Consider the following 22,323-nt stretch of genomic DNA (forward strand, 5'->3'; position numbering starts at 1 on the left):
GAGGTGCCCCACGCCGACCCCCGGCGGCTCAGGACGTCGGCGGGGTGGAGGGGGCCGAATCCAGCGGACTGGGCGGGCTAGGAGGACTTCAGCGAGATGCCGGCCTCGTCCAGGGCGGGCATCAGCTTGGCTCTCAGGGCGCGCTGGACCGCCCACTGCCTGCCCGGCCGGACCTTGACCGTCACGCGCATCGTGATGCCCTCGGGTGTGACCTTCTCCACACCGAGCACCTGCGGCTTGTCGATGACGTCCTTGGCCAGCGACTCCTCGTCGGTGGCGGCGACCACGGCCTTGGTCAACACCTCGGAGGCCGAGGACAGGTTCGCCCCGTACCCGAGCGGCAGGTCGACGACCGCCACCGCGAAGCCCTGCGACGAGTTGCCGACCCGCAGGATCTCGCCGTTGCGGACGTACCAGACGGTGCCGTTGCCGTCGCGGATGGTGGTTATCCGCAGACCGACCGACTCGACCGTGCCGGTGGCGGGGCCGAGGTCGACCACGTCACCGACGCCGTACTGGTCCTCCAACATCATGAACATGCCGGACAGGAAGTCCTTGACCAGGTTCTGCGCGCCGAAACCGATGGCGACACCCAAGATCCCGGCCGACGTGAGGATCGGGGCGACGTTCATCCCCAGCTCGGTGAGGATCTGTATGAACGCGACACCGAACACCATTATCGTGACGACCGACTTGAGCACCGAGCCGATGGTCTTGGCCCGCTGCTCCCGTCTCTCCGAGACCAACGCGCCCAGCGCCTGCGGCGCCCGCTCCCGCAACGGCGCCAGCAGCTTCGGCTTCCGGCCGCCGTTGCCGCGGGTCAGCCGGTCGATCAGCCGGCGGAGCAGGAACCGGACCACCACGGCGATGATCAGCGTCAACGCGATCCGCAACGCGCCTTCCGCGATCTTGGGCCCGTTGGTCACCCACCACTCGACGGCCAGGGTCGATTCCACGTCCACCAGCAAGTCAGTCCTCCACTCACAACTCCAGGCCGGTCGCCCAGGCCACAAAGGTCAATTGGTCCACGGCCAGGCCGACCGACCGGCTCACCGATCGGCCCGCGTGTCCCACCTCCGTCTCACGACGGAGGAGCACGGGGTGCTTGGTCGGATCACTCGACGTGGCGTGCTGAAGCGCCGCGCACATCTTCCGGGCGTGGTTGGGGTCCACACGGCTGTCCGACTCGAAGACCGTGAACAGCACCGAAGGGTACTCAACTCCGACCCCTACCCGGTGGTACGGGGAGTAGGCCAGCAGCCATTCCAGCTCCTCCGGCACGGACGCGGAGCCGTACTCCTCCGTCCACAGCCGCCCGAGCAGGAAGTTCTCGTACCGCACCATGTCCAGCAGTGGCGCTGAGCACACCACCGCCGCGTACAGCTCCGGCCGCTGCGTCAGCGCCGCCCCGACCAGCAGTCCGCCGTTCGAGCCGCCCATGATCGACAACTGCTGCGGCGTGGTCCAGCCGTCGCGGACAAGCCGCTCGGCCGCCGCGTGGAAGTCGTCGAACACGTTCTGCTTCCGCTCCCGCGTCCCCGCCTGGTGCCATTGCTCTCCCTCCTCGTCGCCACCCCGCAGCGACGCGTGCACCCACACACCGCCCGCCTCGACCCAGGCCAACGTCGTCGCGCTGTACCCCGGCCCACGGCCCACCGCGAACCCGCCGTACCCGGTGAGCAGCGTCGGCCGGGGCAGATCCGGGTGCTGTGCCCCGGACACCACGAACATTCGCACGACGGTGCCGTCGGCCGACGTGTACGAGACCTGTTGTGTGGATACCTGCGGCAGAGCGACCGTTCCGGGGGCCGCCGTCTCCAGCTCGGTCCGGCCCTCGGAGCGCGAGAACCGGTACACCGACAAGGGCGTTGTGAAGTCCGACCACCCGAACCACAGGACGTCACGATCCGCGACCGTCAGTGCGTCGACTGTGGACAACCCGTGCAGCGACCCCGTTCCGGGCAACGGGATCTCCCGCAGGTGCGCACCGGTCTCGGGGGAGTGCAGGTGCAGTTCCGACACCGCGTGCCGGGTCCGCAGCAGCACCAGCGACCCGTCCAGCCACGCGATGCCGTCCAGCACCGAGTCCGGCTGCTCGGGCACCAGCTCGGTCCACTCGGCGGGCGTCGCCGGATCGGCCACGCACAGCCGGAACCGCGGCGCGTCCAGGCTGGTCTGGAGGTAGAGCCGCCCGTCCGGCGCGACCCAGGCCGAGCACTGCACGCCGTCGTCGGCCAGGACGACCGGCTTGAGCTCCCCGGACCCGTGCAGGTCGGCGATCCACACCGAATCCCGCCGCACGGTGCCGGGCGCGCCGTTCACCAGCAGCCACCGGCCGTCCTCGGACAGTGACAGGCCGTAGTAGTACGTGTGGTCGAGCCCGTCCCCGTGCACGTTCACGTCACCGGACGCCGGCGTGCCGACCCGGTGCCGCCACACCCGCCGGTGGAACTGCCGCTCGTCCTCGGGCACCAGCGCGGGGTCGATCCGGCGGACGTAGAAGAACTCCTCGCCACCGGGCAGCCAGCCCACCGGCGAGTACCGGCAGCGGTCGATCGGCCCGTCCAGCAACTCGCCGGAGTCGACGTCCACGACGTGCAGCAGCGAGTGCTCGTCGCCGCCCACGGAGATCTGGTACGCCAGCCGCGTGCCCTCGACGGACGGCGACCAGCGGTCCAGGGTCGTCCGGCCGGTCGGGTCGAGCACCGAGACGTCCAGCAACACCCGCTCCACGCCGTCCACCCGCACGTACAGCACTGGGTGGTCCTGGTCGGGCCCGCGACGGGTGTAGAACGCCCGACCGGCCCGCCACACCGGCGTGCCGACGGCTCCGGTGCGCATCAGCTCGCTGAGCCGGGCGCTCAGCGCGGCCCGTCCGGGCATGGCGTCCAGCCACGACCGCGCCAACCCGTCCTGCTCGGCGGACCAGGCGGCGGTGCGGGGGTCCGCAGCGTCTTCGAGCCAGCGGTACGGATCGGCCACCGCGTGTCCGTGCAGGTCCTCGACGAGGTCGAGCCGTTCGGCGGTGGGGTAGGTGATCGTCGCAGGCAGCGCTGCGCGGGGAGCATCGGTCACCCCGCTGAGCGTAGCGACGTGGATGAAAACCATCTTCGATAGGGGGGAGTTCACCCAGGATTTGGTGTCAGCTCCGTGACACGTCACATATCACAGGTGATTTTTGGGTGGCATCTGTGGTCTGCTAGAGCTGAACCGGTGGAGGTGGTCGCGTGCCAGACCGACAACCCACCCCGATCGGCGCCCTGGTGAAGACCGGGATCGCGTCGTCGGTCCCGTCCGGCCAAAAACAGCTCTCGGTGAACACCGTGCACGCTGTGGTCGACGGGGAGGGAGCCGGTCAGGCGCCCGTGGTGCTGCCTTGGGGAAGACGCAAGGTCCTGCTGCTCAACGCCACCTTCGAACCGCTCACCGCGCTGCCGTTGCGGCGCGCGGTGGTCCTCGTGGTGTGCGGGAAGGCCGAGGTGGTGCACGGCGACCCCGCCGGGGCTGTCGTCCACTCCTCGACGTCCGAGGTCGTCGTGCCGTCGGTCATCCGGCTGGCGAACTACGTGCGGGTGCCCTACCGCGGTCGGGTCCCGCTGACCCGCGCCGGGTTGATGCACCGCGACCGGTACCGCTGCGCGTACTGCGGCGGGCGCGCCGAGACGATCGACCACGTCGTACCGCGCAGCCGGGGCGGGCCCCACTCGTGGACGAACTGCGTGGCCTGTTGCGCGAAGTGCAACCACCGCAAGGCCGACAAGCTCCTGTCGGAGCTGGGTTGGCGCCTGCGCGTGGTGCCGAACGCCCCCCGCGGGCCGCATTGGCGGCTGCTGGCCGGCGTCACCGAAGCCGACCCGCTGTGGCTGCCCTACCTGGGCGAACCCGCGGCCTAGTCGTGTTGTAGCCGCTCACGCCGCCAGGGCGAGGTCCTCGCGGCGCGCCGTGATGCGCACCGAGTCCGACGCCGTGATCCGCACCGAGTCGCACGCGGTGATCCGCACGGAGTCCGACGCCGTGATCCGGACCGAGTCCGACGCGGTGATCCGCACGGAGTCGCACGCTGTGATGCGGACCGAGTCCGACGCGGTGATGCGCACCGAGTCGCACGCGGTGATGCGGACTGAGTCGGAGGCCGTGATGCGGACCGAGTCGTCCGTCGCCGCCGTAATCCGGACGGAGTCTTCAGAGGTAATCCGGACGGAGTCCTGCGCGGTGATGCGCACAGACTCGTCGAGCGCGGTCGAAGGCCGAACAGTGGTAACGCTCTGCTCCGATTGGGTGTACGACGAACGAGTGAGAGCGGCGACCAGGGCAGGGTTCACGGTGTACATGTCGTGTCCTCCGAGACTCATCGGGCGGGAATTAGTATCCGGAATCGGATGCGCAAGACCCGTACAGGTGAAAAGCTAGAAGCCGAGTGGGTTCAGGACAAGACGCCAAACCGGCCGCCATTCGCCTCCGTCCGGGGGAAGCCCTTCCGGGTGTACGGACTGCGACGATCGAGCGCCCGGACTAGTGCATCCGGCATCGATGGACACCCAGGGTGACGTCGTCCCAGGTAGGGGGTATGCGAGATCACACCGGCCCCCCTGCCACGCACCCAGGCCCATTCGGGTGCCGGCGCGGGGTTGCGGTCGACGCCGGCATCCCACCACGTGGTCACCGCCGAACACGGTGATCGCGACCCCTACGGCACGGCCCGCGTTCACAGATAGAGCGCCCGTCGGACGGCAACGCGCACCGCGCCCGACCCCGCCGGCGCCGAAACGGGTGCCCTCGCCGACGTGACCAGGCCGATCGGTTACCGTAGCCGCCGTGACCATCGTGGAGACCGTGCTCGTCTTCGCGCTGATCCCGCTGGCCATCTACGGCGTGATCACGCTACTGACGCTGAGGCCGAAGGCCACCCGCATTCAGCGGTACCGGCCGGGCCAGGAGTGGAACTACGCCCCCGTCTGGTGGACCGCCAACCCCGCGGGCTTGCCCGGCGGCGCGCACCAGACCGCCGTGACGCCGGCCGAGGGCCGTACCGCCAAGGGAGGTGCCCGTGGCAACTGGTGAGCTGACGAAGGCGGAGGTGGACCCGTCGACCCTTCCGGTCGGTGCGGTCGTCACCAACAGCGGCCGAGTGTCGTCGGCGAAGATGTACGAGCCGCACGCGCCGGCCCTGCCGTTCACTCCGGTGCAACTGGCGAGCCTGGACGAGGCGCTGACGCTGGCCAGCCGCACCACCGGGCTGGACTTCAGCGTGTACCTGGGCGACCTCGGCTCGGACATCCGGGCGAAGGTCGAGGAGCTGCACGCGAGCACCCCGCGCCCGGGCCACGCCGTGCTGGTCGCGGTGTCGCCGGGGCAGCGCGTGGTGGAGGTGGTGACGGGCGAGGAGTCCCACCGCCGGCTCGCCGACCGTGGCGCGAAGCTCGCCGTCATGAGCATGGTCGCCTCCTTCAAGGAGGGCGACCTCGCCGGCGGCTTGGTGAGCGGCCTGCGGATGCTCACCGACCAGGCGGGCCAGCTCCGCAAGTAAGCCTGACGAAGACGTAAGCGGAGGCCCCGGCTGATGAGCCGGGGCCTTTGCTGTCTACCGGGTCTTGATCGCCTGGACGAACGCTCTCAGCCGACTCGGGCTGACATCTACGACCACCCCAGGGTTCTTCGAGTCCCGCACCGCACCGAGGTGGTTGCCCACCTCGACGCAGTTGGTGGCGGCACCGCTCCTGCTGGACTTCTTCCACCGCACCGTCATGTAACTCCCGCAATCCGTTCGGCTTCGCGGGCGATCAGCTCGGCGGACTGCTCCGAACTCATCGCGATGTCCAGCAACTCTGGCACGCACGACTGGAACCCGGCTACCGCGTCCGGCTCCTGTACGAACACCGCGCTGGTCGGGTACTCCAAGTGCACGAACGAGGTGCCCTCGCAGTTCAACAGCAGGAACGGGCAGGAGAGACCCGAGTGCCAGCCGGTGGCGGTCGGGACCACTCGGATGTCGACGTTGGGCCGTGCCGCCATCACCATGAGGTGTTCGAGCTGCTCGACCATCACCTCCGGCCCGCCGATCTTCTGGTCGAACACGCTCTGGCCGACCAGGGCGGTGAAGCGGACCGCGTTGCGGCGGGTGAGGATGTCGCGTCGCCCCATCCGCACGGCGATGCGTGTGGCGATCTCTTCGTCCGGGATGCGGCTGGCTTCCATGATCGCGAGCGTGTACGAGCTGACTTGGAGCAGTCCGGGGATCACGAGAGGCGACCAGTCCACCACCTCCTTGGCCATCTGCTCGACTTCGAGCAGCGCGGCGAGCTGCGCCCGCTGCTCCGGTACCTCGATCACCTGGAGCTGCGAACCGCTGGTGTCCTCGGCCATTTCCAGGATCTCTTGGCGTTCACTTTCGGTGACTTCGAGGGGGTCGAGGATGCGGATGACCTCGGCCCGTGTCGGCACTCGTTGTCCGCTTTCGTTGCGCGAAAGCAACGAATGTACGATGCCAATCTTCTTCCCAAGTGCACGTTGACTGAGATTGTTCGCCTCTCGGGCGTTGCGCAAGCGCGCGCCCAAGGCGATGGCCTTCGAGGTATTGCGGTTCATGAAATGCATCCTAAAGCGGGACCAGTGGTCAAGTCCCTCGCTCGAAAAGGGGATTGACCGACTGTTCGTCGCCGGACAGGCTGTTGCGCACCAAGGCTGACGACCGGCCCGCACGCTGGTCGAACATGCGCGGCGGGTGGTGGAGCGCGCGAAATCTGCGCAGCGCCCACCACCCGCCGCGTCCTGCTTGACAAGGGGAATCATGGAGTCCGAAGAAAGGCCGCCTGCCCGGCTGAGCACTGCCCGCAGCCGGGAATTGGGGGAGGAATTGCGCCGGGTCCGGCACCGGGCCCGGATGTCGTCGGGTTTCGTCGCCGAAGCCCTGGGCTGGTCGTTGGGGAAGCTGTCGAAACTCGAAACCGGCAGTCGCGGCACGAGCGCGTGGGAAATCGGCACGCTGCTCGGCCGGTGCGGCGCGGACAAACCCACCCGAGACCGCATCCTGGCCATCGCCAGTGAAGCCGACACCGGCAGTTTCCTGCGCCTGCACGACCCGTCGTCGGACACCCTCACGGCCCTGTCCGTGCACGAGCACGCGGCCCGCACCGTCACCACCTACGAGCCGTTGACGATCCCGAGCCTGGCGCAGACCGAGGACTACGCCTACGCGCTGACCAAGAACCGTGCCGTCGCCCAGGCCCGCATGACCCGCCAGGACCTGCTGCGCAGGCCAGGCGGCCCGGAGACCGTCCTCTACATCCACGAGGCCGCGTTGCGGATGGTCGTCGGCGACCCGAAGGTCATGCGCGACCAACTACTACGCCTGACGCTGATGTGCGGGTGGACCCGAATCAGCCCCCGCATCATCCCGATGAGCGCACCGTCACACATCGCCCTGCGCCACCCCGCAACCCTGCTGACCTTCGCCGCCCCCACCAAGCCACTCGCCTACACCGAAACCGACACCGCCACCGTCTTCCACGACGACCCGAACGCCGTCACCGCGTACCAGACCAAGATGCGCCACCTGGCCCGCCTGGTCCTGACCCCCGCCCAATCCCGAGACCAATTCGCCCGCTGGGCCGACGCCTACGACCGCGAAGGCCGCCAGTAGTCAGCGCAGCTCAAGCTTCCGGAAGAACTCCGACAGCTCCCACGGCGAGTCGGTGACCAGGTTGGCACCAGCCGTCGTGGCGACGTCACTTCTCGTCCGCACTACGGGCCCGCCCGCGTAAACGGCCACGGGCACCACGGGATCCAACGCCCGCACCGCGCCGATCAGCCGCAACCCGGCGTCGGGCACCTCGTCCCCGTTCTCGTACCGGCTCATGTCCGTCACCACAGCCCGGTATCGGCCGCGTTCGAAGAGGGTCACGCCCTCCTGTGTGGAGCGTGCGAGGTCGACCCGGACGCCGCTGTCCCGCAGCCGGGCGACCTCCAGCACGTTGTTCTCCGGATGGTCGTCCACCCACAACACCGCGAATGGTGTCACCTGCGGTTCGGCCGCAGGAACGGCAACCGTTGCGTCGTCCGCACCCAACTGTTCGCGCAACTCGCCGAGCTGCCTCTGAAGGTCTGCGATCGCCTCGCCTTGGGCCTCGCTGAGCGTGCCCAGCGACACGGTCTGTCCGCCGATCTCCAACGTGACCTCACGTTTGGCGGCGGACCTGATCACCTCGCGCAGCTGGGAGCGGAACCCGAACAACAACAACAGCGCCACCAGCGGCCACAAGAGGCTCGCGACGGCGTTGATCATTTCGGCCATTCACCGAACGCTAGCGATGCCCACCGCCGCACAATCCCAGGACCACCGCCCGTTCACCTGACCGGCTCAACGCCTGACGACAGGTTCAACTTCTGGTTCAGAGGTCCAGCACAATGCGAAGTGCGGCGTCGACCTCGTTCATCTCGTGCAATGCGAGCCTGCCTGCCAGTTCGCCCAAGCGCTGTGGGTCGATAGCCGTTGTCTGTTCGACGAGCACTCTGGTCGGTTGTCCGTTCAGTTCGATCTCAGGGCGGAACGACGCGTGTCGCGCCGATGTGGACGTCGGTGCGACGAGCCACGTGCTCAGCGGAAGCGCGTTGGATTGGACGACAACCGCGTAGCGACTGCCTTGCTGTTCGTGCCCGGCGTTGCGCGGGGCGCGAAGACGGTAGATCTCACCACGCACGCAGAGGCTCCAGATCCGCGAGCACGGCGCGTGCTTCCGCCACATCGTCCGGGTCGGCCGCCAGCGCGAGTGCTTCCGCGCGCAACTCCTCGGCCTGCTGCACCTTGGCGGCCAAGAGCAGTGCTTCCCGAATCGCGGCCGAAGCGCTACGGCCGTCGGCCGTCAATGTCGCCAGTGCCCGCTCGGACTCCGTGTCGGGGCGAAAGGTGATAGTGCCCATGCCGGAAGTGTACTACAAATCGTGTTACGTGCGGTCACACGTTCGGGTGTCACCGCACGTAACACGTCGAACTCAGGACCGGTCGAACTCCTGGGCCGCCAGGGCGCGCACGATGCCCGCGCGGCCTTCCGACACCAGTCGCCGCAGAGCCGGCGGGCGGTCCTCGGCCAGCCACTCGTCCGCTGCCGCCACCGTCTCCTTCGAGATCGACCACGACGGGAAGAGGCCGACGACCATGGACTGCGCCCGTTCGCTCGACCGCCGTTCCCAGACATTGGCGACGTCGGCGAAGTACCGCGCCACGAACGGCTGCAACAGCGCCTTCTGCCCGGGGTGCTGGATGCCGCCGATGATGGCCTCCGACACCGCGTTCGGCAGCTCGTCGTCGTTCACCGCCCGGTCCCACGCCTCGGTCTTGGCCTCGATCGTCGGCCGCAGCGCCCGTGCCGACTCGGCCTTGCGGCGCCCGGTCGCGGTCGGGTCGCGCTGCTCCTCGGCGTCGATCTCCTCCAGCGACGCGGCACCGTGCGCGACCAGCGCGTGCAGCAGCCGCCACCGCAGGTCGGTGTCGATGCCCAGGCCTTCGAGCACCTCCGTGCCGTCCAGCCAACCCCGCACCAGCGCCAGCGTCTCCTCGTCCAGCACCGCACCCGCCAGCGAGTTCACGAACGCCAGCTGGTGGTCCGAACCGGGCTCGGCCGCACGGGCCAGCTCCAACGTCCGCGTGGTGAACTTGCGCCAGCCCTCGTCGCGCCACGCCGCGTCGGCGTACGACGACAGCGCCGTCTGCGCCTGCAACAACAGCCGTTGCACGACACCGACCTCGGTCTCCGAGTGCAGCCCGCCCAGCACCAGGTTCACGAAGTCCCGGGCCTTCAGCTCCGCCTCACGCGTCATCTCCCACGCCGCCGACCAGCACAGCGTGCGCGGCAGCGGCTCGGCGATGTCGGCGATGTGGTCGATCAGCGACGCCAGCGAGTCCGGGTCCAACCGCATCGTGCAGTAGGTGAGGTCGTCGTCGTTGACCAGCACCAGCTTGCCACGCGACACCCCCACCAGCTCCGGCACGTCGGTGCGCTCGCCGGACACGTCCAGCTCGACCCGGTGCGTGCGCACGAGCTTGCCGTCCGCGTCGGAGTCGTACACGCCGATCGCCAACCGGTGCGTGCGCAGCTCGCCCGCACCAGGCCGCGCGCCGCCCTGCAACACGGCGAACTCGGTGAACCGGCCCTCCGCGTCGACCGAGTACTTCGGCCGCAGCAGGTTCAGGCCGGTGGTCTCCAGCCACTGCGCGCTCCACCACGACAGGTCGCGGCCGGACGCCTCCTCCAGCGCGCCGAGCAGGTCGGCCAGCGTCGCGTTGCCCCACGCGTGCTTGCCGAAGTACACCCGCAGGCCGGCCAGGAAGTTCTCCAGACCCACGTACGCCACCAGCTGCTTGAGGACGCTGGCGCCCTTGGCGTAGGTGATGCCGTCGAAGTTGACCTCGACCGCCTGGAGGTCCGGGATGTCCGAGGCCACCGGGTGCGTGGACGGCAGCTGGTCCTGCCGGTACGCCCACGACTTCTCGATCTTGGCGAACGTGGTCCACGCCTGCCGGTACTCGGTCGCCTCGGCCTGCGCCAGCACCGACGCCCAGGTGGCGAACGACTCGTTCAGCCACAGGTCGTCCCACCAGCGCATGGTCACCAGGTCGCCGAACCACATGTGCGCCATCTCGTGCAGCACGGTCTCGGCGCGGCGTTCGTACAGGTAGCGGGTGACGCGGCTGCGGAAGACGTAGTCCTCCAGGAACGTGACGCAGCCCGCGTTCTCCATCGCGCCCGCGTTGAACTCGGGCACGAAGCACTGATCGTACTTGCCGAACGGGTACTTGACCCCGAAGGCGCGGTGGTAGAAGCCGAAACCCTGCTTGGTCTCGGTGAACAGCCGCTCGTGGTCCATGTGCGGGGCGAGCGACGCACGGCAGTAGATGCCCAGCGGGATCGTCGTGCCATCGTCGGTGAACTCGTCGCGCCACTCCGCGTACGGGCCCGCGACCAGTGCGACCAGGTAGGTCGACATTGGCTTCGTGGTACCGAAGACGTGCCGGTCGGCGCCGCCCGTGCCGTCCACAGTGGATTCGATCGCCGAGTTGGAGACGACCTTCCAGTGGTGCGGCGCGGTCACCGTCAGGTCGTAGACGGACTTGAGGTCGGGCTGGTCGAAGCAGGCGAACATGCGCTTGGCGTCGGCCGTCTCGAACTGCGAGTACAGGTAGACCTCGCCGTCGACCGGGTCGACGAACCGGTGCAGGCCCTCGCCGGTGTTCATGTACCGGCAGTCGGCCTCGACGGTGAGCTCGTTGAGCTCGGCCAGGTCGGGCAGGTGGACGCCGTCTTCCTCGCGGTACTCGGAGACGTCCAGCTCGTGTCCGTTGAGCACGGCGCGGTGGACATTGGCGGCCACGATGTCGACCCACGAGGACGCGCCGGGCGTCCGGCTGCGGAAGACAACCGTCGTGGTGGAGCGGAACGTGTCCGAGCCGGGCTTGCCGCCACCGTCGGTCAGGTCCAGCTCGATCCGGTAGGAGTCGACTTCCAGCAACGCAGCCCGCTGCTGCGCCTGGTCGCGGGTGAGGTTGGGTGCCGCCACAAGTCACCTCGTCTGCCGGCGCCACGAAATCTTCGGCGCTGACGTCGTCGGAATGGGGAATGGGTGTCGAGTCGGTGAACACGACAGTCGCATCCAATCACGTGGGACGCCGGGAAGTGGACTGGCGTCCGAGGGAAGACTTCGTGCGGTCGGCTGGTTGTGCTCCATGGGGGCGCCGGACCTGGCGCACCGCACATGAACAGCCACGGAGGGGAACACCGCATGTCGACAGAGGGACGTACGAAGGTCGACTTCTACTTCGACCCGATCTGCCCGTTCGCGTGGATCTCGTCCCGGTGGATCCTCGAAGTCGAGAAGGAACGCGATCTCGATCTCGACTTCCGCGTCATGAGCCTGTCGGTGCTCAACGAGGGACGCGACCTGCCGGCGGAGTACCGCGACCTGCTCGACCGCGGTTGGGGACCGGTGCGCGTCGCGATCGCGGCGGCCAAGCTCAAGGGCGACGACGTCCTGCGCGACCTCTACACCGCGCTCGGCACCCGGCTCCACAACGAGGGCAACAAGGACTACGACGAGGTCATCAAGGAGGCCTTGGACGAGCTCGACCTGCCCTTGGAGCTGGCCGAGGCCGCCCACACCGACGAGCACGACGCGGACCTGCGCGCCAGCCACCACCGCGGCATGGACCCGGTGGGCATGGACGTCGGCACGCCGACGATCCACATCGACGGCGTGGCGTTCTTCGGTCCCGTGCTCACCAAGATCCCCCGCGGCGAGGACGCCGTGAAGATCTTCGACGGCGCGCGGGCGTTGGCGAGCTACCCGCACTTCTTCGAGCTCAAGCGGACCCGGACGGGTGGCTTGGACTTCTCCTGAGGCCGTCGGTGTGACACTCTGAGGCGGATTTCGCCTTGGCGTGTCACATCGTTCTCGGGAGCCCGCAGTGATCGACGTCGTCAACCCGACCACCGAAGAGGTCATCGGCACTGTTCGCGCCGGCACGCCCGGCGATGTGGACGCGGCCGTGACCAGGGCCGTTGCCGCGTTCCCGGCGTGGTCGGCGACGTCGTTGGAGACCCGGCTGGCGGTGGTGCGGGGCGTGGCCGACGCTTTGGCGGCGCGGACCGACTCGCTGGCCGCGACCATGACAGCGGAGATGGGCACGCCCATCACGTTCGCTTCTCGCGTCCAGGTGCCGAACCCCGTGGGTATCGCGCGTGGCGTGGCGGACGTGCTCGCCGGGGGTTACTTCGACGGCGAGGAGATCGGGAACTCGCTGGTGCTGCGCGAGCCGATCGGCGTGGTCGCCGCCATCACCCCGTGGAACTTCCCGCTCCAGCAGATGATCGCCAAGGTCGTGCCCGCGCTGGCGGCGGGCAACGTGGTGGTGCTCAAGCCGAGTGAGCTCGCTCCCATGACGGCCGACCTCCTGGCCTCTGTGCTGACCTCCGTTCTGGCCGACGCCGGTGCTCCCGAGGGGGTGTTCTCCGTCGTCCACGGCACGGGGCCGGTGGTCGGCGAGGCTCTGGCCGTTCACCCGATGGTGGACATGGTGTCGTTCACCGGGTCGACGCGGGCCGGACGGCGGGTCGCCGCGCTGGCCGCCGAGACGGTCAAGCGGGTGGCGTTGGAGCTGGGCGGCAAGTCCGCGAACGTCGTGCTGGACGACGCCGACCTGACCCGTGCGGTGAAGATCGGCGTGGCGAACGCGTTCATGAACAACGGCCAGGCGTGCAGCGCGTGGACCAGGCTCCTGGTGCCCGCTTCCCTCCACGACCAGGCGCTGGAAATCGCCGTCGCCGCCGCATCGAAATACGAGCCCGGCGACCCCGCCCTCCCCACCACCCGCATCGGCCCCGCCGTGTCGGCCGCCCAACGTGACCGCGTGGTCGGCTACATCCGCCAGGGCATCTCCGAAGGCGCAAAACTGGCCCTGGGCGGCCCCGAACGCCCGACCGACCGCGGCTTCCACGTAGCCCCCACCGTCTTCGGCAGCGTCCTCCCGGACATGACCATCGCCCAAGAGGAAATCTTCGGCCCCGTCCTGTCCGTCCTGCCCTACACCGACGATGACGACGCCGTCCGCATCGCCAACTCCACCATCTACGGCCTGGGCGGCGCAGTCTTCTCCGCCGACCCCGCCCGCGCCCTCTCCATCGCAAAGCGCCTGCGCACCGGCCAGGTCGACATCAACGGCGCCGCCTTCAACACCAACGCCCCCTTCGGCGGCTACCGCCAGTCCGGCACCGGCCGAGAATTCGGCCGCCACGGCCTGGACGAGTTCACCGAACTGAAATCCATCCAGCACTAACCCCCCGAGACCCAAACCCCCAACCCGCGCGTGTCCAACGTTCAGAACGTGCGTGTCCAACGTTGGGAACGTGCGTGTCCAACGTTGGGAACGTGCGTGTCCAACGCTCAGAACCCCCGAATTCAACGCTCAGGTTTGCTCGGACGTCGCCGAGTGCGGCGTGCGTGTGTTCTGAGCGTTCAACTCGCCTGTTCTGAACGTTGGACACGCGCGACCTGAACGTTGGACACGCGCGGTCTGGAGGTTCGACTCTCGGGGTCTGAGGGTTCGACTCTCGACGGGTCAGGGGCGTAGGACGCCGTCGGTCAGGCGGGGGACGGCGGTGCTGACGTTTACTTCGGAGGCGAGGGTTACGTCGGCGGCGTGGCCGGCGGCGATCAGTTCACGGCCGGAGACGCAGCCGGTCAGAACGTCCTCCACGGACTCGCGCGCGTACATCTCGGCCGCCAACGCCGCCTCTACCGAGGCGGACCCGTAGCCGAGTAGCGAGGCCATTACGGCGCCGGCGCCGAGTAGGTCCTCGACGGCTGGGCGCAGCGGTCCGAGCTCACCGGTGTTGGTGAAGATGTTCACGCCCCAGCGTTCGCCGGCCGGCACCACGCCGATCGGGCCGTCCGCCGCCAACGACCGGGCCGCCAACGCCACCGCATGCGCGTTCCGCAGACACCCGGCCAACACGATCGCCCCCGTGGACGCCGCCAGGTCGCACAACGTCGCACCGTTCGCCGAAGGCAACTCCAACTCCGTCCCCGCAGGTACCGACACCAGCGACGACGGCCGCAACGACCACGACGGGTCCGCCGGCCGTGCCGCCGAAGACCGGTCCGCCCACCGCACCGGCCGCACCGAACCACCGCGTCCGACCACGATGTCCACAGCCGTCGAGAACGACAGCACGTCCACGATCACGAGAACCGCGCACTGACCCCCGAGCGCCGCGACCCCTTCGGCACCCCACTCCAGCCGCAGCCGGTAACCCTCTTGTCCGAACACTCGCCCAAGGATGGCAGACTTGCTGACGTGCGCGTTTACCTGGGATCCGACCACGCGGGCTTCGAGCTGAAGACCCACCTCGTCAAGCACCTGACCGACGCGGGCCACGACGTGATCGACGTCGGCCCCGCCGTGTACGACGCGGAGGACGACTACCCGCCGTTCTGCATCGAGGCCGCCCGCCGCGTCGTCGCGGACGAAGGCAGCCTGGGCGTCGTCATCGGCGGCTCCGGCAACGGCGAGCAGATCGCCGCGAACAAGGTGCCCGGCGCCCGTTGCGCGCTGGCCTACAACGTGGAGACGGCGAAGCTCGCCCGCGAGCACAACGACGCCCAGCTGATCGGCGTCGGCGGCCGGATGCACACCACCGAGGAGGCGTTCGCGATCGTGGAGGCATTCCTGGCCACCTCGTTCTCCGGCCAGGAACGGCACGCCCGCCGCATCGGCATCCTCAGCGAGTACGAGCGCACCGGCGAGGCACCGGCCCTGCCCTGATGCCCGAAGGTCACACACTCCACCGCCTGGCGAAGCTGCACCAGCGCCGTTACGCGGGCTCGACGGTCCGGGTGTCGAGCCCGCAGGGCAGGTTCTCGACGTCCCTTGTGGACGGTCGGCTGTTCGAGCGCGCCGAGGCGCACGGCAAGCACCTGTTCCACGTGTACGGCCCGGACGCGACCGTGCACGTCCACCTCGGCCTCTACGGCACGTTCACCGAGTCGCCGCACCCGGTGACCGAGCCGGTCGGCCAGGTGCGGATGCGTCTGGCCGGCCCCACCCACTGGACCGACCTGCGCGGCCCGAACCGGTGCGAGCTCCTGACCGACGTCGAGGTCACCGCCCTGCGCGCCCGCCTCGGCCCGGACCCGCTGCGCCGTGACGCGAAACCGGACCTGGCCTACGCGCGCGTCGCCCGGTCCCGCCAGTCCGTCGCCGTGCTGCTGATGGACCAGACCGTGCTCGCCGGCGTCGGCAACGTCTACCGCGCCGAGGTCCTGTTCCGGCACGGCGTCCACCCGCTGACACCCGGCAACCGGATCGACCGGGCGCTGTGGGACGACCTGTGGCTCGACCTGACCCTGCTGATGCGTGCCGGCGTGAAGATCGGCCGCATCGACACCGTCCGCCCGGAACACCTGCCCGAGGTCACCGGCCGCGCACCGCGCCAGGACCGGCACGGCGGCGAGGTCTACGTCTACCGCCGCACCGGTCAACCGTGCCTGGTCTGCGGCACACCCGTGGCCGCCGCCGACCTGGCCGGCCGCAACCTCTACTGGTGCCCGACCTGCCAACCGGCCTGACGCAACCGGGTCAGATGCAGCCGGGTCAGATGTCGAACCCGCCGAAGTCGCCGCCGCCACCCCAGTCGCCGCCGCCGGCGTCCCCGCCGTCACCGCCCGCGTCGCCGCCGTCACCACCGTCGCCGCCGTCATCCGCACCGGTGTCCTCGGCGGCGACCGCGGCCGGCACACCGACCATGCCGGAGAACATCGCGCTGAACAGCAGCATCGAGCCGAAGCCCCAGGCGCCGGCCACCAGAGCGGGCTTCCACCACGGCTCCGAGTACCAGCCCTGCGGCACGGGCCGGCCGGCGACCACGCCACCGGGGTAGTAGTGCGGCGTGCGGGAATCGGGCCGCGGCGAGGCGACGTACCGGTGGCCCTCCACCTCGACGTCACGCTCCTCCGACACCTTGCCCGCGCGGCTCTGTCCGGTGAGGTCGGGCAGCTCCGGACCGGGGTCCAAGCCCATCGCGGTACGGGCGGCCCGCACGTAGTACAGGCCCTCCATCGCGGTCTGCGTGACCAGCCGGCACTGCTCCACCGTGGCGGCCTGCTCCATCTGCGACCCGGCCGCGATGAACCGCTCGGACGCATCCGCCAGCGCCTGCTGCGAGGCGACGTCCGTGCCGGTCAGGTTCATCACCTGGCCGCCCAACCGCTCCACCCAACGACGTGCGTCGGCCTGGGCGTCCTCCAACTGACGGCGTCGCTTCTCGGCGGCGGACTTGGCGAAGTACCAGCCCGCGCCCACCACCAGAGCCAGCAGCACGAGCAACACGATCGCGGTGGTCATCGACCCTCCTGGTGCCTGTTGTCCGGAAAACGCCGCCCGGCCGGCAGAGGTTCCCGAACCGGTCAAAACACCTCCGGGCAATGGGGGTCGCGGTCACCCGAAAAGGCGTGCGACAAGGCGTTCACGACACCCTCTGTGACCTCCTGTACCCGCTGGGCACGCGCCATCGACGTCAGCTTCGTCCCACCGAGGTACACCGCGCCCAACGCCTGCACGTCCAGGACCACGTCCGGCTCGTCGTCCACCCGCTGCACCGTCGCCCCACCGTCCTTCACGGTGAACCGCCACCGGCCCGAGTTCCACGGGCAGAACTCGTCCGACACCTCCAGCACCGCGTCCACGTCCGAGCTGTAGCGGCGCTGGGTGAGCGCGCGGTCGACGTCCACGATCCGCACCCACAGCGAGTCGGCCCGACTGCGCAACGCGAGCCGTGAGTCCTCCAGCAGGTGCACGATCGGGTCATCCGATGCGGTGAAGAACTGCAGCTCGCCGACCATGTCGATATCCAGCAGGTACCGGTAGATCGCCGCGTAGGCCTCGTCGGTCCGCGCCGCGATCTCCCGCACGTGCAGCTCGTTGCGCGGGCCGCGGTCCTGCCAGTCCGACTTGATCCGGTAGACCGCGTAACCCTGCGGGTGCAGCACGTACCGGAAGGCGCTGAGGCCGTCCCGGTGGTGTTCGGCGTCGGCGAGGTGGTGGTCCCAGTTGCCGTCCGCCCGGCTCAGCCACCCCGTGCGGCCCGGCCGGATCGCCTCGTACACGGCCTTCATCGCGGGCATGGCCTCGTCCCGCGACACCTCGCGCACCCGCTCGCCACCCACCGACACCCCGCGCCGGAACGCCACCCCGCGCGGCACGGAAAGCCGGGCGAACTCCGCCGCCATCCCGTACCCGAACCGGGGGTAGATCGCCGCCTCCGACGCCCACAGCGCGGCCACCGCCTCGCGGCCCTCTTCGTGCAGGCCGTGCAGCTGCGCCCGCATCACGCGGGTGAGCACGCCCCGGCGGCGATGACCCGGTTTCACACCCACCGACGTGACCGCGGCGACCGGCTGGGGACCGTTGCCGGGAACCGTGATCTCCCGGGTCTGGATGCCGCCGCCGCCGATCAGCTCGTCACCGTCGAACACCGCGTGGTGGCGTTCCGGCTCGAAGATGGGACGCCACTCTTCGAGCCGATCCTCGACGCTGTCGAAGAGGAACGAGGAGTTGACCATCCGCTGGAACTCTCGGAGGTCGTCCGCGGTGAGGGTCCGGAGGGTGAGCGCCATGGCACGTTCATACGCCGGTCATGCGTTCCGCGCGAACCAATTCAGGGGTGCACCCAGGCCGGTTGTTCCGCGATGCTGCGCCGATGGACGCCCACTCGTTGGCGAGCGCGCTCCGCGTCGAAGCGGCGGCGTTGGCGGTCGCGGCCGACCTCGCCCCACCGGACCGGCCGGTGCCGGGGTGTCCGGGGATGACGGTCGCGGACCTGATCGAACACGTCGGATCGATCCACCGGATGGTGACGCGGTGGATCACCCGTGGCGCCCGGCCGGCGGAGTGGACGTGCTCACCGGGTGACGCGGACCCCATCGACTGGTACCGGATCGGCGCGGCGTCGTTGATCGCTGTCCTGGACCCGGCGCGTGCTGCCTCACCTGCGGCGACGTGGTGTCCCTGGGACCGCACGCTGGGGTTCTGGTTGCGGCGCATGGCGCACGAGACGGCCGTGCACAGGGTTGACGCGCAGGCCGCGATCGGCTTGGCGGCGCCGTTGGGGACGGGACTGGCGGCCGACGGCATCGACGAGGTGCTGACACTGTGGCTGGGCTGCCACCAGCCGCCCGGTGCGCACACGTCGGGGCGGGCGGTGTCGCTACGAGTGCCCGGCCGGGAGTGGACCGTGGCGCTGCACGAGGGGATCGTCGACTACTGCCCGGGAGCCGACCCGGCGGCCGTGGTCAGCGGATCGCCGTCGACGGTGGACCTGTGGTTGTGGGGGCGGGTGGGGGAGGACCAGCTGTCCGTGGAAGGCGACGTCACGGTCGTGCGCCAACTGCGTGCGGCTGTCGCGGCCGCAACCAGCTGACTCCCCGCCCGGCGGGATGCACACTGTGCCCGTGACGAAGCTCCGCCTGATCCTGAGATGCACGCTGACCTGCACCATCGGCTTCCTCATGGTGCTACTGGCGGTCCGCTTCGGCGAGGCCCTGTGGCGCGCGATGACGTCCTACTCCAGGTAGTCGGCCAGGTTCACGGGCAACCCGTGACCGCCGCGCACCACGACGATCCGGGCGTTCGACAGCTCCTTCGCCCTGGCGATGACCTTGCGCGAATCCTGCGCCCGACTGTGCTCACCCACGATCACCACCGTCCGCGCTTCGATCGGTGTTCTGATCCGGCGGGGTAGAGGCAGGCCCGTGCGCCAGTGCGTGAGGCCGATGACCGCCGCATCGGACGGCTCCTCACCGTTCGAGAGCCACCTCAGGTACCGGCGCCAAGCCCATTCCGAGCGGCTGAGCTTGGCCAGCACGGCGTAGAACACGGCCCGGAACCGGTAAGGCGCGAACGTGCCCGCGGCGGGTTCCACCAGCACCGATTCGGTCACCGGGTGCAGTGCGGCGATCCAGGCCCCGTACGAAATGCCGACCAGGAGCGGGTCTTCGAGGTCGAGCGCCTTGAGCACTTCGGCCAACCAGGCGTTCATGCCTTTTGTCAACGGTGCGGTCTGCACGCCGCCGCCGGCGTCACCGAGAATGTCGACGGCGAACACCGGTCTGTTGATCCTCTTCACCGTGCCCGCCCACATCGCCGAGGTCGCGCCGGCACCGTGCAGCAGGACGATCGGCTTGCCCGTACCAGGGCGGTGGTGGACGCGGGTCGTGCCCCAGGTCGTCGGCACGTCCAAGATCTCATGCGGCGGCCACGCGTCCATCGCTTTGTCGAGCGCTTCAACGAACCGCTCCCGAGCCGCTCGCTTGCTGAACCTACCGATCACGGTCGTAGCCCGTGACGAAGCAGAACTCGTTGCCGGCGGGGTCGAGGAGGACTTGGAAGCTGCCCTGCTCATCGGTCTGAACGCCGCCCGACGCCGTGGCTCCCAGCTCAATGGCCTGTGCCGTCGCCTCCGCGAGGTCCCGCACCTCGATGTCCAGGTGAAGGCGGTTCTTCATGCTCTTCGGTTCGGGCACGGGCTGGAACGAGATGCGCGGCCAACCGGGTGGTGACACGTGCGCCCAACCGTGCGAGCGATCGACCGGTTCACCACCGAGCAGTGCCGCCCAGAAGCGCACAAGACGTGAGGGTTCGAGGCAATCCACCACGATCTGGTTCAGCTGCATGGTTCCATCATGAGGTGACCTGGGACCCTTTCGGCACACTGGGCCGGACGTTGTGGATCACTGGTGGCCAATGGGCGGGGAAGAGCACGGTAGCCCGCATCCTGGCCGTCCGATATGGACTGACCGCGTACCACTACGACTACCACGACGCCCGTGGACACCTGGACCGGCGGATCGCCGCCGGGGTGCAGCTGCTCGACCCCGAGATCGCCTACGTCCGCAACACACCAGCCGAAACAGCGGAGTGGGTCCTCCAACACTTCCCACAACGCTTCGAATGGGCCTTGGACGACCTGCGCGGCTTGGTCTCCGGACGTCCGATCATCGCCGAAGGCTGGGGCCTGAGACCAGAACTGGCAGCCCCCATCATGAAGTCCCCGAACCAGATGATCGTGATGGTCCCAACCGACGAGTTCCGCCTACACCAGGCCAACACCCTCCCCCGCGCCCGCAGCCTCACCCACAAGGTCAGCGACCCAGCCCAAGCCCAACGCAACCGCCTGGAACGCGACCGCCTGATAGCCGCCGACTGCGTCCAACACGCCAATTCACTGGGGATCAGAGTAATCGAGGTAGACGGCTCACAAGACGCGGAGACCGTAGCCGACGAAGTAGCCGACCACTTCAACCTCACAACCTAGACCGCAGTCTCAACCAATCCACAAGACCTTCCCACCTGCCATCATGCCGGCCGCATGTCCGACTCAACCAATAGATGCGAACCGCAGGAAACGCACCAACCTCTTGGCGCGCGTCGGCCCGTTTCCCGCGACCGCCTGACCACAACTTCTCGCACATGTCGGGGAGACAATGAAATCCGGTCATGCTCAGCGTAGAGCTTCACATAGGCCGCCCGTCAAGCGAAACGATTCCCCCGTCCGTGTGGAACTCGCCCGACAACTACCCCAGCGGGGCGCACAAAATCCACGGTCTATCCCCCGAACCAGCCCATTCACCGCACCAACGAAGACCACAGCCACCCGATTCCCGCCCCGCCGGGGTGCAGACACAGCCCACCGTTCACAACAAGCGACTCCCATCGGACGTCGAGACCGGCGATGCCACGAAGCTGCACGCCGGAACACAGAAGCCCAAGACCGTCCACAACAGACGATCCATGACCGCAGCCACCGCACGAGGACCGCCCGCCGCGGTCCTCGTGCGGCCGACAACCAGCCTCCGCCCCGGAAGATCGTGGCCGGGATGAGGCAATGATCACTGTCGAAGGGCACACCGGAGCAGAAGGGGGCGCGCCAGGGGCACCGAAGGCCCACAGGAAACAAAAGACCGTCCACGTGGGACGGTCCGTAAGCGATCTACCAGCAAGAAGAAGGTGGAGCGGGTGACGGGAATCGAACCCGCATGACCAGCTTGGAAGGCTGGGGCTCTACCATTGAGCTACACCCGCGACGCGCCTACCGGGGTGGGCGCGGGGTTAGCTTAGCGGGTCGCGATAGAGTGGGGTGGACCGGGGCGTGGCGCAGTTTGGTAGCGCACCCGCTTTGGGAGCGGGGGGTCGCAGGTTCAAATCCTGTCGCCCCGACGGTCGCCCTGGCCAGCCCTTGTGGTTGGTCAGGGCTCTTCCTGGGGTAACCGGGGCCCATGACTACTGCACCGTTCGAGCCTGAGCCTGAGTTCGCGGCCTCGGATCGCGGCTGCCGACCCTGGGCAAGGGGCGCCTGAGCAGGCGCCGGGGTTCGGGGTTGAGGCTGAGGAGCCTGATGTGACCCCGGAGGAGGGTGACGAGCCGGAGGGCGGTTAGCCGCCTAGCTCGTTCACCGCGGTGGAGATCGTGGCGGCTTGGCGTTCCAGGTCTTCGTCGCTGGAGTCCTCGTCGACGCCGCGGGCCAGGAGTTCGGATCTCGACACCAGCAGCAGGGCGCCGCGGAAGCGGTCCGTGTCGAGGTCGTCTACCGGGATCACTTCCAACCGTCCTTCGATCAGGACCAGGTTGGGGTCCGGCAGGTCGGAGTCCAGCAACTCACGCAGGTGACGAGCTTTGACGGTCATGTGTTCGGCCTACCCGGCGGCCGCGTCGCGAAACGGACCCGTCGCGAAACGCGGGCCGTTCTTGAGCACACCCGCGCCCGGGCGCTCAAGAACGGCTCC

The 22,323-nt window shown here is 68.9% G+C and carries 26 protein-coding genes and 2 tRNA genes; 12 read left to right on the forward strand and 16 right to left on the reverse strand.

The features are described from left to right. Positions 1-77: 77 nt before the first annotated feature. Both ALI22I_RS28110 and ALI22I_RS28115 read right to left on the reverse strand, forming a co-directional pair. The gene (locus ALI22I_RS28110; RefSeq protein WP_077008675.1) at positions 78-962 is read right to left on the reverse strand and encodes a mechanosensitive ion channel family protein; all 885 of its coding nucleotides are present in this window, start codon (positions 960-962) and stop codon (positions 78-80) included. Positions 963-981: 19 nt separating this feature from the next. Further along, complete coding sequence (locus tag ALI22I_RS28115) at positions 982-3,075, reverse strand: prolyl oligopeptidase family serine peptidase (protein ID WP_077008676.1); 2,094 nt, start codon at positions 3,073-3,075, stop codon at positions 982-984. Positions 3,076-3,227: 152 nt separating this feature from the next. On the opposite strand from ALI22I_RS28115, the gene ALI22I_RS28120 reads away from it, so the two are divergent. Next, complete coding sequence (locus ALI22I_RS28120) at positions 3,228-3,893, forward strand: HNH endonuclease (protein ID WP_238598609.1); 666 nt, start codon at positions 3,228-3,230, stop codon at positions 3,891-3,893. Between the two features lie 15 nt (positions 3,894-3,908). Here the strand turns inward: ALI22I_RS28120 and ALI22I_RS28125 are convergent, their stop codons facing one another. After that, positions 3,909-4,331 carry a hypothetical protein gene (locus ALI22I_RS28125; protein WP_143532466.1) on the reverse strand — a complete coding sequence of 141 codons (423 nt, stop codon included), beginning with the start codon at positions 4,329-4,331 and terminating at the stop codon, positions 3,909-3,911. Positions 4,332-4,815: 484 nt separating this feature from the next. Here ALI22I_RS28125 and ctaJ point away from each other — a divergent pair, with 484 nt between their 5' ends. Next, positions 4,816-5,061, forward strand: coding sequence for an aa3-type cytochrome oxidase subunit CtaJ (gene ctaJ, locus ALI22I_RS28130; protein WP_077008543.1), 246 nt, complete (start codon positions 4,816-4,818; stop codon positions 5,059-5,061). Next, positions 5,048-5,527 carry a DUF5130 family protein gene (locus ALI22I_RS28135; protein WP_077008544.1) on the forward strand — a complete coding sequence of 160 codons (480 nt, stop codon included), beginning with the start codon at positions 5,048-5,050 and terminating at the stop codon, positions 5,525-5,527. Before ctaJ ends, ALI22I_RS28135 begins: the two co-directional genes overlap by 14 nt. Positions 5,528-5,581: 54 nt before the next feature. Here the strand turns inward: ALI22I_RS28135 and ALI22I_RS28140 are convergent, their stop codons facing one another. After that, complete coding sequence (locus ALI22I_RS28140; protein ID WP_083752065.1) at positions 5,582-5,746, reverse strand: DUF397 domain-containing protein; 165 nt, start codon at positions 5,744-5,746, stop codon at positions 5,582-5,584. Further along, positions 5,743-6,594, reverse strand: a complete 852-nt coding sequence (locus ALI22I_RS28145; RefSeq protein WP_179118387.1) for a helix-turn-helix domain-containing protein — start codon at positions 6,592-6,594, stop codon at positions 5,743-5,745. The genes ALI22I_RS28140 and ALI22I_RS28145 overlap by 4 nt, the downstream gene beginning before the upstream one ends. Positions 6,595-6,787: 193 nt before the next feature. Between ALI22I_RS28145 and ALI22I_RS28150 the strand changes: the two genes are divergently transcribed. Continuing rightward, positions 6,788-7,639, forward strand: coding sequence for a helix-turn-helix domain-containing protein (locus tag ALI22I_RS28150; protein WP_083752067.1), 852 nt, complete (start codon positions 6,788-6,790; stop codon positions 7,637-7,639). Here the strand turns inward: ALI22I_RS28150 and ALI22I_RS28155 are convergent, their stop codons facing one another. The 4 genes from ALI22I_RS28155 to pepN form a co-directional block, all read right to left on the reverse strand. Next, a complete protein-coding gene (locus ALI22I_RS28155; protein ID WP_077008547.1) occupies positions 7,640-8,290 on the reverse strand; it encodes a hypothetical protein in 651 nt (216 codons plus the stop codon). It abuts the gene before it with no gap. 97 nt (positions 8,291-8,387) lie between these two features. Further along, a complete protein-coding gene (locus ALI22I_RS28160; RefSeq protein WP_077008548.1) occupies positions 8,388-8,696 on the reverse strand; it encodes a type II toxin-antitoxin system PemK/MazF family toxin in 309 nt (102 codons plus the stop codon). Continuing rightward, positions 8,686-8,916 carry a hypothetical protein gene (locus tag ALI22I_RS28165; RefSeq protein WP_077008549.1) on the reverse strand — a complete coding sequence of 77 codons (231 nt, stop codon included), beginning with the start codon at positions 8,914-8,916 and terminating at the stop codon, positions 8,686-8,688. Before ALI22I_RS28165 ends, ALI22I_RS28160 begins: the two co-directional genes overlap by 11 nt. A 72-nt stretch (positions 8,917-8,988) precedes the next feature. Next, the gene (gene pepN, locus ALI22I_RS28170; protein WP_077008550.1) at positions 8,989-11,550 is read right to left on the reverse strand and encodes an aminopeptidase N; all 2,562 of its coding nucleotides are present in this window, start codon (positions 11,548-11,550) and stop codon (positions 8,989-8,991) included. A gap of 222 nt (positions 11,551-11,772) precedes the next feature. Here pepN and ALI22I_RS28175 point away from each other — a divergent pair, with 222 nt between their 5' ends. Both ALI22I_RS28175 and ALI22I_RS28180 read left to right on the forward strand, forming a co-directional pair. Next, positions 11,773-12,387 carry a DsbA family protein gene (locus tag ALI22I_RS28175; RefSeq protein WP_077008551.1) on the forward strand — a complete coding sequence of 205 codons (615 nt, stop codon included), beginning with the start codon at positions 11,773-11,775 and terminating at the stop codon, positions 12,385-12,387. A gap of 67 nt (positions 12,388-12,454) precedes the next feature. Beyond that, positions 12,455-13,822: an aldehyde dehydrogenase family protein gene (locus ALI22I_RS28180; protein WP_083752068.1), complete on the forward strand. Its 1,368-nt coding sequence runs from the start codon at positions 12,455-12,457 to the stop codon at positions 13,820-13,822. 282 nt (positions 13,823-14,104) lie between these two features. Here the strand turns inward: ALI22I_RS28180 and ALI22I_RS28185 are convergent, their stop codons facing one another. Then, entirely contained in the window at positions 14,105-14,815 is a 711-nt protein-coding gene (locus ALI22I_RS28185; protein WP_077008553.1) for a 2-phosphosulfolactate phosphatase, read from the reverse strand. Positions 14,816-14,842: 27 nt separating this feature from the next. Between ALI22I_RS28185 and ALI22I_RS28190 the strand changes: the two genes are divergently transcribed. Further along, positions 14,843-15,310 carry a ribose-5-phosphate isomerase gene (locus ALI22I_RS28190; protein WP_077008554.1) on the forward strand — a complete coding sequence of 156 codons (468 nt, stop codon included), beginning with the start codon at positions 14,843-14,845 and terminating at the stop codon, positions 15,308-15,310. Next, positions 15,310-16,113 (forward strand): Fpg/Nei family DNA glycosylase, encoded by an 804-nt coding sequence (locus ALI22I_RS28195; protein WP_077008555.1) that lies wholly within the window; start codon positions 15,310-15,312, stop codon positions 16,111-16,113. Before ALI22I_RS28190 ends, ALI22I_RS28195 begins: the two co-directional genes overlap by 1 nt. 25 nt (positions 16,114-16,138) lie before the next feature. Here ALI22I_RS28195 and ALI22I_RS28200 read toward each other — a convergent pair whose 3' ends face one another. Continuing rightward, positions 16,139-16,888 carry a hypothetical protein gene (locus tag ALI22I_RS28200; protein WP_077008556.1) on the reverse strand — a complete coding sequence of 250 codons (750 nt, stop codon included), beginning with the start codon at positions 16,886-16,888 and terminating at the stop codon, positions 16,139-16,141. A gap of 62 nt (positions 16,889-16,950) precedes the next feature. After that, entirely contained in the window at positions 16,951-18,159 is a 1,209-nt protein-coding gene (locus ALI22I_RS28205) for a GNAT family N-acetyltransferase (RefSeq protein ID WP_077008557.1), read from the reverse strand. An 83-nt stretch (positions 18,160-18,242) separates the two neighbouring features. On the opposite strand from ALI22I_RS28205, the gene ALI22I_RS28210 reads away from it, so the two are divergent. Then, positions 18,243-18,962 carry a maleylpyruvate isomerase family mycothiol-dependent enzyme gene (locus tag ALI22I_RS28210; protein WP_077008558.1) on the forward strand — a complete coding sequence of 240 codons (720 nt, stop codon included), beginning with the start codon at positions 18,243-18,245 and terminating at the stop codon, positions 18,960-18,962. Positions 18,963-18,993: 31 nt separating this feature from the next. After that, positions 18,994-19,116 (forward strand): hypothetical protein, encoded by a 123-nt coding sequence (locus tag ALI22I_RS54825; RefSeq protein WP_274523002.1) that lies wholly within the window; start codon positions 18,994-18,996, stop codon positions 19,114-19,116. On the opposite strand, the gene ALI22I_RS28215 is transcribed toward ALI22I_RS54825, so the two are convergent. After that, complete coding sequence (locus tag ALI22I_RS28215; RefSeq protein WP_179118388.1) at positions 19,104-19,775, reverse strand: alpha/beta fold hydrolase; 672 nt, start codon at positions 19,773-19,775, stop codon at positions 19,104-19,106. The two genes, ALI22I_RS54825 and ALI22I_RS28215, sit on opposite strands and share 13 nt — an antisense overlap. Positions 19,776-19,860: 85 nt before the next feature. Then, the gene (locus tag ALI22I_RS28220) at positions 19,861-20,214 is read right to left on the reverse strand and encodes a VOC family protein (RefSeq protein WP_077008560.1); all 354 of its coding nucleotides are present in this window, start codon (positions 20,212-20,214) and stop codon (positions 19,861-19,863) included. Positions 20,215-20,228: 14 nt separating this feature from the next. Between ALI22I_RS28220 and ALI22I_RS28225 the strand changes: the two genes are divergently transcribed. Further along, a complete protein-coding gene (locus tag ALI22I_RS28225) occupies positions 20,229-20,855 on the forward strand; it encodes a hypothetical protein (protein WP_077008561.1) in 627 nt (208 codons plus the stop codon). 693 nt (positions 20,856-21,548) lie between these two features. Here the strand turns inward: ALI22I_RS28225 and ALI22I_RS28230 are convergent. After that, positions 21,549-21,622, reverse strand: a tRNA-Gly gene (locus ALI22I_RS28230). Positions 21,623-21,683: 61 nt separating this feature from the next. On the opposite strand from ALI22I_RS28230, the gene ALI22I_RS28235 reads away from it, so the two are divergent. Then, positions 21,684-21,757 (forward strand) — tRNA-Pro (locus ALI22I_RS28235). Between the two features lie 215 nt (positions 21,758-21,972). On the opposite strand, the gene ALI22I_RS28240 is transcribed toward ALI22I_RS28235, so the two are convergent. Further along, positions 21,973-22,224 carry a hypothetical protein gene (locus ALI22I_RS28240; protein WP_077008562.1) on the reverse strand — a complete coding sequence of 84 codons (252 nt, stop codon included), beginning with the start codon at positions 22,222-22,224 and terminating at the stop codon, positions 21,973-21,975. Positions 22,225-22,323 lie beyond the last annotated feature (99 nt).

The sequence above is a fragment of the Saccharothrix sp. ALI-22-I genome (assembly GCF_001984175.1).
Lineage (GTDB): Bacteria > Actinomycetota > Actinomycetes > Mycobacteriales > Pseudonocardiaceae > Actinosynnema.